At 56.6% G+C, this 14,225-nt stretch carries 12 protein-coding genes; 11 read left to right on the plus strand and 1 reads right to left on the minus strand.

Annotated elements, in window-relative coordinates; translation table 11 throughout:
* The 5 genes from HYD27_RS12165 (at position 1) to HYD27_RS12185 (ending at position 5,919) form a co-directional block, all read left to right on the plus strand.
* Positions 1-813 carry an ABC transporter permease gene (locus HYD27_RS12165; protein WP_219215410.1) on the plus strand — a complete coding sequence of 271 codons (813 nt, stop codon included), beginning with the start codon at positions 1-3 and terminating at the stop codon, positions 811-813.
* Entirely contained in the window at positions 813-1,715 is a 903-nt protein-coding gene (locus HYD27_RS12170; RefSeq protein WP_219215412.1) for an ABC transporter permease, read from the plus strand. The genes HYD27_RS12165 and HYD27_RS12170 overlap by 1 nt, the downstream gene beginning before the upstream one ends.
* Before the next feature lie 141 nt (positions 1,716-1,856).
* Positions 1,857-2,963: an ABC transporter substrate-binding protein gene (locus HYD27_RS12175; protein WP_219215414.1), complete on the plus strand. Its 1,107-nt coding sequence runs from the start codon at positions 1,857-1,859 to the stop codon at positions 2,961-2,963.
* Between the two features lie 91 nt (positions 2,964-3,054).
* Positions 3,055-4,518 carry a CoA-acylating methylmalonate-semialdehyde dehydrogenase gene (locus tag HYD27_RS12180; protein ID WP_219215416.1) on the plus strand — a complete coding sequence of 488 codons (1,464 nt, stop codon included), beginning with the start codon at positions 3,055-3,057 and terminating at the stop codon, positions 4,516-4,518.
* Between the two features lie 33 nt (positions 4,519-4,551).
* Positions 4,552-5,919 carry an aspartate aminotransferase family protein gene (locus tag HYD27_RS12185; protein WP_219215417.1) on the plus strand — a complete coding sequence of 456 codons (1,368 nt, stop codon included), beginning with the start codon at positions 4,552-4,554 and terminating at the stop codon, positions 5,917-5,919.
* Here the strand turns inward: HYD27_RS12185 and HYD27_RS12190 are convergent.
* Positions 5,885-7,573 carry a PucR family transcriptional regulator gene (locus tag HYD27_RS12190; protein WP_219215419.1) on the minus strand — a complete coding sequence of 563 codons (1,689 nt, stop codon included), beginning with the start codon at positions 7,571-7,573 and terminating at the stop codon, positions 5,885-5,887. The genes HYD27_RS12185 and HYD27_RS12190 overlap by 35 nt on opposite strands.
* Before the next feature lie 332 nt (positions 7,574-7,905).
* Here HYD27_RS12190 and HYD27_RS12195 point away from each other — a divergent pair, with 332 nt between their 5' ends.
* From HYD27_RS12195 to HYD27_RS12220, 6 genes are all read left to right on the plus strand, one after another.
* A complete protein-coding gene (locus HYD27_RS12195) occupies positions 7,906-9,300 on the plus strand; it encodes an NAD(P)-dependent oxidoreductase (RefSeq protein WP_219215422.1) in 1,395 nt (464 codons plus the stop codon).
* A gap of 88 nt (positions 9,301-9,388) precedes the next feature.
* Complete coding sequence (gene preA, locus HYD27_RS12200; protein ID WP_219215425.1) at positions 9,389-10,678, plus strand: NAD-dependent dihydropyrimidine dehydrogenase subunit PreA; 1,290 nt, start codon at positions 9,389-9,391, stop codon at positions 10,676-10,678.
* 2 nt (positions 10,679-10,680) lie between these two features.
* Positions 10,681-12,108, plus strand: a complete 1,428-nt coding sequence (gene hydA / locus HYD27_RS12205; RefSeq protein WP_219215427.1) for a dihydropyrimidinase — start codon at positions 10,681-10,683, stop codon at positions 12,106-12,108.
* The gene (locus HYD27_RS12210; RefSeq protein ID WP_219215429.1) at positions 12,109-12,348 is read left to right on the plus strand and encodes a hypothetical protein; all 240 of its coding nucleotides are present in this window, start codon (positions 12,109-12,111) and stop codon (positions 12,346-12,348) included.
* A 337-nt stretch (positions 12,349-12,685) separates the two neighbouring features.
* Positions 12,686-13,468, plus strand: a complete 783-nt coding sequence (locus HYD27_RS12215) for a methionine ABC transporter ATP-binding protein (protein WP_219215431.1) — start codon at positions 12,686-12,688, stop codon at positions 13,466-13,468.
* Positions 13,465-14,133, plus strand: a complete 669-nt coding sequence (locus HYD27_RS12220; RefSeq protein WP_219215433.1) for a methionine ABC transporter permease — start codon at positions 13,465-13,467, stop codon at positions 14,131-14,133. Before HYD27_RS12215 ends, HYD27_RS12220 begins: the two co-directional genes overlap by 4 nt.
* The last annotated feature ends 92 nt before the right edge of the window (positions 14,134-14,225 follow it).

The raw sequence follows: 14,225 nt of genomic DNA on the forward strand, positions 1-14,225 counted from the left end.
ATGAAGGGGAACAGTACGTTTATGCGGGACCGCGTGCTGCCGCTGTTCGTCTGGATCTTCGGCCTGCTGGTGGTCTGGGAGGCGGTCTCCTGGTGGCTGCTGAATGTGGCGAAGACCCCGCTGGCCCAGTCCAAGCTGCCTTACGTCCACGAAGTGGCGGCTACCCTGTGGAAGTATAGCGGTACTCTTCTGAAGGAAGGGGGAGCCACCTTCGGCAATGCGGGCGTCGGATTTCTGATCGGCGCGGTGGCCGGAGTGATCCTGGCGGTGCTGATGAGCCTGTCGAGGACGATCGAACAGCTCGCCTTTCCTTATGCGGTCGCCTCGCAGATGATTCCCATTCTGGGCCTGGCTCCGATTATTTACGGTATTGTGCGCGACGAGCAGGTGTCGCGGATTATCATTTCCGGCTACATTACCTTTTTTCCGGTCGCACTGAATATGCTGCGCGGTCTGCGCAGTGTGGACCTGTCGGCAGTGGAGCTTATGCACTCCTATGCCGCGAAGCCCTGGGCTGTATACTGGAAGCTGCGTTTTCCGGCGGCGCTGCCGGGCCTCTTCAGCGGCCTCAAGATTGCCGCGCCCCTCGCCGTGACCGGTGCAATCCTTGTGGAGCTTATGGGAGCCCAGCATGGCATTGGCGTCATTATGCTGCGCAATCTCTATTACGGCCCTTCCCATACGTATATGTTCTGGTCAACGGTGCTTGTGGGCGCACTGCTCGGCATGGCCAGCTACTGGCTGATGAGTCTGGCTGAACGTCTGGCAGCGCCGTGGCAGCCGGAATTTCGTCCGAAGGGAGGGGGCCGCTGATGGAGAGCAATACTGCCGTGCGTGAAGTTCCAATCATAGCATCAGCCGGTAAAGAATCGGCATCTGCTCCACTCGCATCGGTTAACAACGGCGTTTCATCGGGTCCCGGCAAACGGCGAAGCCCCCGGCGGCCTTTCGGGTGGCTTAATCCTGGTGTGATTCTGCCGCTGCTGGCCGGTATATTGTTTCTGCTTCTGTGGGAATATCAAGTCTTCCACAAGCTGTTTGATCTCAAAAAGTACCAGCTTCCGCTGCCCTCGGCCATCGCGGAAGCGATGCGGGATAATTTCAGCCTGCTGCTGTCTTACACGGGCTATACCCTGACCGAGGCGGTTGCAGGGATGCTGATCGGTTCAGCCTGCGGCTTCCTGATCGCCCTGGCGGCGACCGCCTGGCCCCGTTGGGGCGGGGGCAGCCTGACTCTGGTGGCTGCGCTGAACGCCGTGCCGATTGTGGCGCTCGCCCCGATCATGAATCTGTGGTTCGGCGACGGCATCGGCTCCCGGGCCGCGATTGTAACAGCGACCACGATGGCGGCAATGGCCATCAATGCCTATAAGGGCATGGCGGCCGTTGATCCGCTCGCTCTGGATCTGATGCATTCGTATGCGGCCGGCAAGCCTGCGGTGTTCCGCTATCTGCGCATCCGGAACAGTCTGCCTTACGTGTTCACGGCACTGAAGATCAATGCCACGGCGAGTATGATTGGAGCCATTGTCGGGGAATTCTTTTTCTCCTCAAGGGGCCTCGGCTACCTGCTCTCCAACTCTATCAAGGTGGCCAAGATGCCGCTTGGCTGGTCCTGCATCGTGCTGGCGGCGATTGCCGGAGTGATCTTTTACCTGATTGTGGAGCGGCTGGAGAAAGTGTTCATTAAGTGGCACTCCTCCCAGCGTTCCTGATACCTTGAGCCCGTTACATCCGGTCCGCGCCGAAGGGAAAAAGAGAGTCCTTCCCGGGCCGCATGCATAGAGCAACACGATGGTAACCATGCTGTGCTTTTGTCAGATTAAAAAACTCAATTGGCAGGGGGAGTTGTATTGATGAACGGGAGAAAAGGCAAATTTCACGGCGGGATGCTGGCGATTGCGTTAATGCTGATGATTTCTTTGCTGGCAGGCTGCGGGGGCAATGATAACAATAATGCTCCGGCGTCTGAAGGGGCGTCAGGGACAGCGGCTTCCGCTTCGCCGGAACCGGCGGCAACTGCGGAACCGGCTGCAGATCCGGTGACCGTCAAGCTGCAGCTCAAATGGGTGCCGCAGGCGCAATTTGCCGGTTATTTCCTGGCCCGGGATAAAGGCTATTATGCCGAAGAAGGGCTGAATGTGGAGATTCTGCCCGGCGGACCGGATATTGTGCCGGAGCAGCAGGTTGCAGGCGGTTCTGCCGACATCGGCGTGGACTGGGTAGCCAGCCTTCTGACCAGCCAGGAGCAGGAGATGCCGCTGGTGCAGATCGCGCAAATCTTCCAGAAGAGCGGACTTGTGCTGGTGTCGAAGAAGGACGCCGGAATCAGCGGTCCGGCTGATCTGAAGGGCAAGAAGGTCGGCAACTGGATGGGCGGCAACGAGTTTGAGGTTCTGGCGCTTTTTGACAAGTACCAGCTGGATTCGAACAAGGATCTGAACTTTACCAAGCAGGGCTTCACCATGGACCAGTTCCTCGGCGGCGAGATCGATGCGGCTTCGGCCATGACCTATAACGAATATCAGGTCGTGCTGGAATCGGGAATCAAGGCGGAGGAGCTGAATGTGATCGACATGAATGATGAAGGGGTGGCGATGCTGGAAGACAATCTCTTCGCCAACAAGGAATGGCTTGAAGCCAACAAGGAGACAGCGGCCAAGTTCGTCCGCGCTTCCCTGAAGGGCTGGAAAGACGCCATTGCCGATCCGGAAGCGGCTGTTGACAGTGTCATGAAGCTGGCCGAGGAAGGCAGTACAACCCGGGAGCATCAGCTGACGATGATGACGGAGGTGGCCAAGCTGATTCAGCCGGAAGGCTTCGACGCTGCCAAGATAGGCTATACCGATGCGGCTGCGTTCCAGCAGACGGCGGATATCGCGCTTAAGTTCGGCGTCATCAAGACGGCCTCCAACGTAGAGGAAGCCTATACGAACGAAATTGTTGAAATGGCGGCAGAGTAACCAAGCTTCGCCCATATTCCTGATAGATGACCGCCGGATGGGGCGGTCATCTATTATAATCAGCAACCCAAGAGTGGAAAGAGGTGCTACTATGTCTCTGCTTGTGAGGCAAACCGAGAAAGTGAAGAACTACGTTAACGGTGCATGGGTGGAATCCTCCTCCGGACAGCAGGAGGAAGTGTTCAATCCGGCAACCGGCGAGGTCATTGCCTATGTGCCGATCTCCAGCCGGGAGGAGCTGGACGCTGCGGTGAAGGCGGCGTCAGAAGCGTATCAATCCTGGAAGAAGGTTGCCGTTCCGCGCCGCGCCCGCTATTTCTTCCGGTACCAGCAGCTGCTGGTGCAGCACGGAAGCGAGCTGGCCGGGCTGATCACGCTGGAGAACGGCAAAAGCCTGGAGGAAGCGCTTGGTGAAGTGCAGCGCGGCATTGAATGTGTGGAATTTGCCTCCGGCATTCCCTCGCTGATGATGGGCAGCCAGCTGCCGGACATCGCCACCGGAGTCGAATCGGGCATGTACCGGTACCCTCTTGGGGTGGTTGGCGGCATCGCGCCGTTCAACTTCCCGATGATGGTGCCCTGCTGGATGTTCCCGCTGGCGATTGCCTGCGGCAATACCTTTGTCCTGAAGCCCTCGGAGCGGACGCCGCTTCTCATGAACCGGCTGGCCGGGCTGTTTGCGGAAGCGGGCTTTCCGCCAGGGGTGCTGAATGTGGTGCATGGCGCGCATGGGGTTGTGAACGGCCTGCTGGAGCATGAAGAGGTCAAAGCGGTTTCCTTCGTCGGCTCCCAGCCGGTGGCGGAATATGTCTATAAGCACGGGACTTCATTCGGCAAGCGGGTGCAGGCGCTTGCCGGGGCCAAGAATCATTCGATCGTGCTTCCCGATGCCGATCTCGACAGCGCAGTCAAAAATATCATCTCAGCCGCCTTCGGCTCTGCGGGCGAGCGCTGTATGGCCTGCTCGGTGGCGGTTGTGCATGAGCGGATCGCCGATGAACTGGTGAGCCGCCTGGCCGAGGCTGCCGATGGCCTGAAGATCGGCGACGGGAAGGACGAGGGAGTCTTCCTCGGCCCGGTGATCCGCCAGTCGAACAAAGAGCGCACAATCGCTTATATCGAAGCAGGGATTAAGGAGAAGGCGGAGCTGGTGCGGGATGGCAGACAGGACAGTGCGGCCGCCGGAGCGGGGTACTTCCTCGGTCCGACGATCTTCGACCATGTGCAGCCAGGCATGACCATCTGGCGTGATGAGATTTTCGCCCCGCTGCTGGCGGTGGTCCGGGTCAAGGATCTGGCGGAGGCAATCGCGGTGACGAACCAGTCGCCTTTTGCCAACGGGGCCTGCATCTATACGGACAGCGCCAAGGCGATCCGGGAATTCCGGGAAGAGATTGATGCGGGAATGCTGGGAGTCAATCTGGGCGTGCCTGCGCCGATGGCTTTTTTTCCTTTCTCGGGCTACAAGAAATCCTTCTATGGAGATCTGCACGCGAATGGCCGGGACGGTGTTGAGTTCTATACCCGCAAGAAAATGGTTACCGCACGTTATTGAACTTATTATGGAAGGTTGAGAGGAGAGAGCGCCATGCAAAGCCTGGGGAAGGAAAGCGGGCTGGCCGTCAAGAAGGATCAGCAGTATTTATGGCATAATATTACCCCTTACAATGAAAAGAATCCGCCGATGATTGCCGCCACGGCGAGCGGATCATGGGTAACGGATATAGACGGAAACAAATTTCTCGACGGCATGTCCGGCCTGTGGTGTGTGAATGTGGGCTATGGACGGAAGGAACTGGCGGAGGCGGCCTATAGCCAGCTTCTGAGCCTGCCGTATTTCCCGCTCACGCAGAGCCATATGCCGGCTATCGCCCTGGCCGAGAAGCTGAACGAATGGCTGGAAGGCGACTATGTTATTTTTTTCTCCAACAGCGGTTCGGAAGCGAATGAAGCGGCCTTCAAAATCGCCCGCCAATACCAGCAGCAGATCGGCCAGCCTTACCGCCATAAATTCATCGCCCGCTACCGGGGCTATCATGGCAGCTCGCTCGGCGCCCTCTCAGCGACCGGCCAGGCACAGCGGAAGTATAAATATGAACCGCTGAGCGGCGGATTTCTGCATGTGGCTCCGCCGGACAGCTACCGCCGTCCTGCGGGTATGACGGCAGAGGAATTCAACCTCCAGAGTGCGCAGGCGATTGAGGATACGATTGTCTGGGAAGGCGTGGAGACGGTAGCGGCGGTCATCATGGAGCCGGTGATTACCGGCGGCGGCGTCATTGTGCCGCATCAGGTCTATCTGGACCGGGTGCAGGAAATCTGCCATAAGCATGGCGTACTGCTGATTATTGACGAGGTTATCTGCGGCTTTGGGCGTTCCGGCCGCAAATTCGGCCATCAGAATTTTGGCGTGAAGCCGGATATCGTCACCATGGCCAAGGGCTTGACCAGCGCCTACCTGCCGCTGTCGGCCACGGCGGTCCGCAAGGATATCTACGAGGCCTTCAAGGACAACAGTGATGACTACGGGTATTTCCGGCATGTGAATACCTTCGGCGGCAATCCGGCCGCCTGTGCGCTTGCCCTGCGCAATCTGGAAATCCTGGAGCAGGAGAATCTGGTGGAGCGCGCCGATGTGCTGGGCCAAAGGCTGGCTGCTGAATTCGCCGGGCTGCTGGAGCACAGGCTGGTGGGCGATATCCGCAGCTTCGGGCTGGCCATCGGCATTGAACTGGTGGCGGATAAGGTGACCAAGCAGCCTGCCGACCTGGCTATTGTTAAGGGCATTATCGCTGAGTGCAAGGCCAAAGGGCTGATCATCGGCAAAAACGGGGATACCGTTGCGGGCTTCAATAATGTGCTCACCATCGCTCCGCCGCTGTCCTCCACCGATGGGGACATTCAGTTCATCATTGATACATTTACAGCTGTGCTGAACGGGAGCTGGGCAGGGTGAATTTATCCGGATACAGGAGCTGGTAGGCACGGAGGGCAACCTGAATGGAGATGCGGTTCTCCGGCAGCATGAAGTCTTCGCCCAGCAGCTCGGTGATTTTGTCCAGCCGGTAATAGAGTGACTGCCTGACGATGAACAGATTCCGGGCGGCAATCTGTTTCGAGCCGTCATGATCGAGATAGACACGGAGCGTCAGCAGCAGTTCGCTTCCTTTGGCGCTATCGTGGTCAATCAGCGGCCCGAGATAGCTGCGGATGAAGTTCTCCAGCGTCTTGCCGTCATTCAGGCTCAGCAGCAGCTGGAAGACGCCAAGCTCTTCATAGAAGAGAATGGGCTTCTGGTAACAAGAATACAGAGACAGCGCTTGTACGGCTTCCTGGTAACCGGCATAGGCATGTTTCAAGCCCCGGTGGGACTTGCTGACTCCGATAACGAGCTGCAGGTCCTTCAGCTTCTCGTCGGAGCGGATATGCTGCAGGGCATCCAGTGCCTGCTGAAGCCGCAGCTTGCCGGGGAGCTTGGACTGGATGTCGAGCGCAATGACGGTCAGGCGGTTGTTCTTCAGCGTAATCAGCGGACGCAGAGAGTACTTCTCGAAGATGGAGCGCAGAATGAGCGATAAATGGAAGGTAATCGATTCCCATTCGTTCTCCGAGCTGTTCCATTTCACGTCGCGGGGGTTCTCAATTTCAATCAGGCAGACACGGTACGGCAGCTCATTCACAACATTGAAGTCGGGTCCGACCAGCCCCTTGAGCCGGTTGTCATCAAGAGTGTGGCCGCCGATCAGCTCATCCACCCACAGATTCTCCGAGAACAGCTTGCGCTCCTCCATGTACCGCGTGCGCAGCAGCTCCTGGGCAATCGACAGCGAGGCGGAATCGAGCAGCAGGCAGTCGAATTCCTGCGGCTTGTGATTGCAGACCATCAGAATATAGGCCCAGGTCTGATCGAGCGCGCCCACCGGCTTCAGGGCGATCGTCTTGTGGCCGTAGTCGCGGAGATAAGGGGCTGCATCCGGCTGCACGCCTTCCATTTCTTCCCCGAAGGCTTCGAAGAAGCTTAGAAGCGGAGCTTGCTCTTCGGGTGAAAGCGCCGGGAAGAATAAGGGCTTGCCTTGCAGCTGCATATACACAATCTGCGTGCGGGTGCTTTTGCATAATAACTGCAGCACTTTAAGCGTACCCTGGGAGGTCAGGGTCAGGCGGTGGAACTCACGGGAAATGCTCTCCAGCTCCTGGAGCATGCGGTGATGGCGGTTGATGATGAGGGAATGCAGGTCCAGAGTGATGTCCACAAAGCGTACAGTGCGGGTGAAAATGATCAGCGGGAAGTCATGCCGGTTGGCAAGCTCGGTCATTTCCTGGGGAATGATGCTGAAGTAAGCTCCCAACTCGATGCATAAGCAGGCTGCGTTCTTATCGATCAAATTCTGCATGAACGATAAGGAAGAGGGCAGATCGGCGCTTGCGCCTATGCCGGTGGTCAGAATCATCTCTTCCCCGTGGATCAGACTTTCAAAGCTCGCGCTTTCCAGCACATGCACCCAGCGGATTGCGCGGCTCAGGCCGGTTCTTCCGCCGATAACCTCGGCTTCCGCGAACAGCGGTCTTTTGAGCGCATCACGAATGGTAAATACAAGTTCCCAATCCATAAGCATCCCCCTCGCTTTACGTATGCACGGTTTCCTGACTGGGGCCTCGCCACTCTCAGGCCATTCTCACAGGTAAAAAATACACTTTTGAAATTAGACAATCTGTCTAGTGTAACGAAAAATGGAATTGACTATAGTTTCATTATGGCATGTAAGAATAGTTGACCTAAACTGCTGGGAAATGGAATAGAAATTAGGGTATATTGTTCATTTTACTACATTAATCCTGAGAAGTAAGTAAAATATTAAGGCGATACTCGTAATTAATGTTATATTATATAACACAAATGTGATTTAAGGCGGAAGACACTTACACAGAAGGAGGGATACGGATGGAGCACGCTTCTCCGTTAAACACATTCACGCCCGATATGTTCATGCGCAATTTCGCCGAGGCTGAGCCCGGCCTCACCCGCAAAGGAGCAATCGAAGAATCCAACCGTTGCCTGTATTGTTATGATGCACCCTGCATCAAGGCCTGCCCGACCAGCATTAATATTCCTTCTTTCATTAAGCGTATTGCCACCGACAATTTGAAGGGCTCGGCATATGCGATTATGGATTCCAATCCCGTAGGCGCCAGCTGCGCACGCGTCTGTCCTACAGAGGAGCTGTGTGAAGGGGCGTGTGTGCTTAACGGTGCTTCCGCGCCGATTCAAATCGGGCTGCTGCAGCGCTATGCCACCGATTGGGCGGTTAACAGCGGAACCCGGTTATTTAAGGAGGGCGTTCCCAACGGTAAAAGAGTCGCGGTTATCGGCGGTGGTCCCGCCGGGCTGTCTGCGGCCAGAGAACTGGCGCGTGAGGGCTTTGGCGTAGTGATCTATGAAGCGAAGGAGCTCGCGGGCGGGCTGGACACACACGGAATCGTCTCGTTCCGTCTGCCGCAGTCCATATCGCTGTGGGAAGTGGAGCAGGTGGAGAAGCTGGGCGTCCAGATCCGTACGGGAATGAAGGTGGGCGTTGATGTCTCTGCAGAGGAGCTGAAGGCCGGGTATGATGCCATCGTGCTGGCCGCTGGTATGGGCTATGTTCCGCCGCTTGGCATTGAAGGGGAACGGCTCTCCGGTGTATATGATGCCATAGAGCTGGTGGAGACCACGAAGACGGGGATTCCGACGCTGGAGCTGATGGGACAGCGGGTGGCTGTCATAGGAGCAGGCAATACGGCAATTGATGCGGCTACCTGCTCGGTGCGGCTGGGAGCGGCGAATGTCAAGATGGTCTACCGCCGGACGCTTGCAGAGATGACGGCTTATGATTTTGAATACGAATTTGCCAAGCAGGAAGGCGTGGAATTCAGCTGGCTGACCTTGCCGAAGCGGATTATCGGGGATGAGCTCGGCAACGTGACTGCCCTGGAATGTGTGAAGATGAAGCTGACCGGCGAGACCGGCAAGGACGGCCGTCTCACGCCGATGCCGGTAGAAGGCTCTGAATTCCTCATGCCGGCAGATGCAGTGGTCGTGGCCATTGGACAGAAGCGGCGGATTGATCTGATTGAGGCGCTGGGCCTTGAGCATGAATGGGGCGTGGTCAAGATTGATGAGACCACCGGCCGGACCTCCGATCCGCAGATTTATGCCGCCGGCGATATTGTCTTCGGCTCCGGCAAAGGCGAAGCGATGGTAGTCTCCGCCGCCCAGCAGGGCAAGGATGCTGCTTACGCCATCGTTAAGCAATTGTCGGGCCGGCAGGACAGCGTGGTCGGCTCTATCGTTAAATAACGATGTCCGGACGGAGAACATTGTTATGGAAGCCTCGAATTCGGCACCGGAAGCACTTGCCGGACTTACATGACAGGGAGGGAACATAATGGCAGATTTGAGTATTGAGCTTGCAGGAATCAAGTCACCCAATCCGTTCTGGCTGGCCTCTGCGCCGCCTACCAATACCGGCTATCAGGTTCAGCGCGCCTTTGAAGCAGGCTGGGGAGGCGCGGTTTGGAAGACGCTGGGCGATCCGATTATCAACACCTCGTCCCGGTTTGCGGCTGTGCATTTCAACGGGCAGCGCGTGGCCGGCTTCAACAATATCGAGCTGATCACCGACCGTCCGCTTGAAGTCAATCTCAAGGAAATCTATGAAACGAAGAAAAAATTTCCGGGCCATGCGGTTATCGCCTCCCTGATGGTAGAGCCGAAGCAGGAGAAATGGCATGAAATCGTCAAGCGGGTCGAAGCTGCCGGGGTAGACGGGCTGGAGCTTAACTTCGGCTGTCCGCACGGGATGGCTGAGCGCGGAATGGGCGCGGCCTCCGGCCAGCAGCCCGATCTGGTGCAGGCCCAGACCACCTGGGTCAAGGAAGTGGCAACAACGCCGGTCATTGTGAAGCTGACCCCGAATATTACCGACATCACGGTTGTGGCCCGCCATGCCGTCCTGGGCGGCGCGGATGCGATCAGCCTGATTAACACAATCAACAGTCTGGCCGGGGTGGACATTCACAGCTGGAACACGATCCCGAATGTGGGCGGCCAAGGGGCGCACGGCGGCTATTGCGGCCCGGCTGTGAAGCCGATTGCCCTCAGCATGGTCGCCGAATGTGCGCGCGACCGCGGCGTGGGCGTGCCCATCTCCGGAATTGGCGGCATTTCCACCTGGCAGGATGTGGTGGAGTTCATGCTGATGGGCTCAACCGGCATTCAGGTCTGCACAGCCGTGATGCATCATGGCTTCCGGATAGTCGAGGAAATGATCGACGGTCTGAATAACTATCTCGATGACAAAGGACTGGCGTCGGTCACGGAGCTGACCGGCAAATCGGTGCCCAAGTACTCCAACTGGGGCGATCTGGACCTGAACTACAAGGTAGTGGCGCGGATTAATGAGGATAACTGCATCAATTGCAACAAATGCCATATAGCCTGCGAGGATGCTTCGCACCAGTGTATCGATATGCTTACCAATGCCGAGGGCAAGGCGGTTCTGCAAGTGCGCGAGGAAGATTGTGTAGGCTGTAACCTGTGTTCCATTGTCTGCCCGGCAGACGGAGCGATTGATATGGTTGCTCTTGACAGCGGGGCGGCTCCAATGACCTGGAATCAGCGGCAAAGGGTCATCAGCGGCCTGAACGGCTCATATTCGGAAGCGGAGGTGGTGTAAGGATGAAGAAAATTATCAAAAACGGCATTATCGTTACCGCAGCAGATACTTATAGAGGAGATGTGCTGGTCGAGGACGGGGTTATTGCCGGAATCGGCCTGAATCTGGAAGCGCCGGGTGCGGAGATCATCGACGCTTCCGGCTGTTATGTATTTCCGGGGGGCATTGACCCCCATACGCATCTGGATATGCCCTTTGGCGGCACGGTAACCGCCGATGACTTCGAGACCGGCACGATTGCCGCCGCTTACGGCGGGACGACCACGGTTATCGACTTCTGTCTGACCACCAAAGGCCAGCCGCTGCAGCAGGCAGTAGATACCTGGCATAGCAAGTCCCGGGATAAGGCGGTTATTGATTACAGCTTCCACCTGATGGTCTCGGAGCTGAATGATAAGGTGCTCGGCGAGCTGCCGCAGATTATTGAGGCTGAGGGCATTACCTCGCTGAAGGTATTCATGGCCTACAAGAACACGTTCCAGGCCGATGATGGCGTGCTGTACAAGACGCTGCAGGCCGCCAAGCAGGAAGGCGCGCTCGTCATGGTTCACGCCGAGAACGGCGATGTGATTGAATATCTGGTGGAGCAGGCCTTGGCTGCAGGCAACACCGATCCAATCTACCATGCCTTGACCCGGCCTCCGGAGCTGGAGGGCGAAGCTACCGGCCGGGCTGCGTATCTGACGGAGCTGACCGATTCACAGCTCTATGTCGTGCACGTGACCTGCGCGGAAGCCGCCTGGAAGATCGCAGAGGCGCGGCGGAAAGGGCTGCGGGTCTATGGCGAAACCTGTCCGCAGTATTTGGTATTGGATCAGACGGCGCTTGAGAAGCCGGACTTCGAGGGCGCCAAATATGTCTGGTCCCCGCCGCTGCGCGAGGAGTGGAACCAGGATGCGCTGTGGGATGCGCTCTGGAGCGGCACGCTGCAGACGATCGGCTCTGATCAATGCTCCTTCAATTTCAAGGGACAGAAGGACCTCGGGCTGGGCGACTTCTCGAAGATCCCGAACGGCGGACCGACGATTGAGGACCGCTTCAGCGTGCTTTACTCCGAAGGTGTGCAGAAAGGCCGCATTTCCCTTAATAAATTTGTCGATATTATATCAACGTCCAGCGCCAAGCTGTTCGGGTTATTCCCGCAGAAGGGCACCATTGCTGTAGGCAGCGATGCGGATATCGTCATCTTTGACCCTTCAGCAGAAAGAACCCTTTCCGCCGGGAACCACCATATGAACGTGGATTACAATGCCTTTGAAGGCATGGAGGTCAAGGGAGAGCCTGTCTCGGTGCTCAGCCGGGGTGAATTTGTCATCCGTGACAAGCAATTTGTCGGCAAGGCAGGGACCGGCAAATATCTGCACCGCAAACGGTTCGAAGCGGAAGCGCCGCGCCCCTCCCAAGCGGAAATAAGCGGAGGAGTGGTCTGAATGTCTGCATACGCCGAGTTCGACAAAGAACGGCAGGAGATTGACGCTCTGCTGCGTCAGGGCTTCACCATCACCGCTATTCAGGAGGATCTGGATGGAGCGAGAGTGAGCTTCACCGGCGGAGAGCAGGGAAAAAGCCCTGTGGAGCTGCTGCTGCTTACAGCCGATGCGCGCAAGTATGTGACGACGCTGATTTTTGCCGGAACCAAACCGGCCGCCCCAATAGAAACGCATATGTAAGCTGTCACAAGCGTTAAGAGGCTGCGATCCCTTGATCACGGCCTTTTTGCTTAATTATTGAACTTTTATTACTCTGTCCATTATCCTTATGTTTGTCAGGAAGAATAAAAGGTGCTGCGAAGAATACGATTGACAGTTATGGAAAGGTAGTCTATATTAATCCCATGGATTTAATCGGAATATTTCCTTTGATTGACCAGAACACTGGAGATCAAGCCAAAGCCGTGCATTTACGGGTTGGGCTTGGTCTTTTTTGAACTATACAGCTTGAGCTGCATCCTTTTTTAAAGGACAGCACAGCCGTTTCTGCTTGAATCAAGGGAAGAGGAGGATTCCTGTGATTACTGTTAAGCACTTGCATAAAAGCTATGCTGCCCGTGCGGGCAGGGTGCCTGCGCTGGAAGACATTAATCTGCAGATCGCCAAAGGGGAGATCTTTGGCGTCATCGGTGCAAGCGGCGCCGGCAAATCGACGCTCATCCGCTGTCTTAACCGTCTGGAGCAGCCGGATTCCGGCAGTATTGAAGTAGGAGGGACAGACATTACCAAGCTGAGGGGCAGAGAGCTTCGGCTTGCCCGGCGCCGGATCGGGATGATCTTTCAGCAGTTCAATCTGCTGGATGCCAAGACGGTATACGGCAATGTGGCGTTCCCGCTGCGGGTGGCAGGCTTCTCCAGACAGGAGGAGAAGCAGCGTGTCCATGAGATTCTGGAGCTGGTGGGCTTAAGCGGCAAGGCGCATGTCTATCCGTCGCAGCTCAGCGGCGGACAGAAGCAGCGGGTGGGAATCGCGAGGGCGCTGGCTGCGGAGCCGGATGTGCTGCTCTCCGATGAAGCAACCTCGGCGCTCGATCCCCAGACAACCTACTCGATTCTGGAGCTGCTGCAGGATATCAACCGGAAGCTGAATCTGACGATCGTGCTGATCACGCATGAAATGGATGTGCTGCGGCATATTTGCCGCAATGCGGCTGTCATTGAAGGCGGACGGATCGTGGAGAATGGTCCGGTGGAGCAGCTCTTCTATCTACCGGAGAGCGAGACGGCCAAGCAGTTCGTGAATATTTTCAACTACTACAAGGATGGAATCAAAATAGAAAAGGCGGTCAGTACACAATGAAGGAGGATATGGTGGAACTGCTCTGGGGGGGACTGAAGCAGACGCTGTACATGGTGGCGTGGTCTTCGGTATTCGCGCTTATTCTGGGTGCGCTGCTGGGCGTTACCTTGGTGGTGACGGAGAGAGGCGGCGTGCTCCCGGCTCCCCGGGTGAACCGGCTGCTGAGCACTGCCATCAACGGGGTGCGCTCCATCCCGTTTATCATCCTGATTGTGCTGCTGCTTCCGCTTGCGCGGCTGATTGTCGGCACCTCGCTTGGCCCGACGGCGGCAATTGTATCCCTCTCCATCGGAGCGGCTCCATTCCTGGGCCGTATTATTGAAAGCTCCCTGCGGGAAGTGGAGCCGGGGAAGATCGAAGCGGCCAAATCCGTCGGCGCACATCCGTTAACCATTATTTCCCAGGTAATTATCCCCGAAGCATTGCCTGCGCTCGTGCGCGGTGTGACAATCGCGGTGATCTCCATTACTGAATTCACAGCGGTAGCCGGCGCGATTGGAGCCGGAGGACTCGGCAGCCTGGCGATCCGTTTTGGCTATCAGCGTTTTCGCACGGATATTCTGCTGGGTACTGTGCTGTTGATTATTTTGATTGTGCAGATTCTGCAATGGAGCGGGGATTATATTGCCGGTTCCATCGACAGGAAACGCTACAAGAGCGATTAGGTGAAGGAGAATAATGACGATTAGTAGCCGGGAACTATTCATTTAACAGAGATAATTCGCGCTAAATGGGTTACAACGTTTCCAAATATATA

The organism is Paenibacillus sp. S150 (genome assembly GCF_019352175.1).
Classification (GTDB): Bacteria; Bacillota; Bacilli; order Paenibacillales; family Paenibacillaceae; genus Paenibacillus_AQ.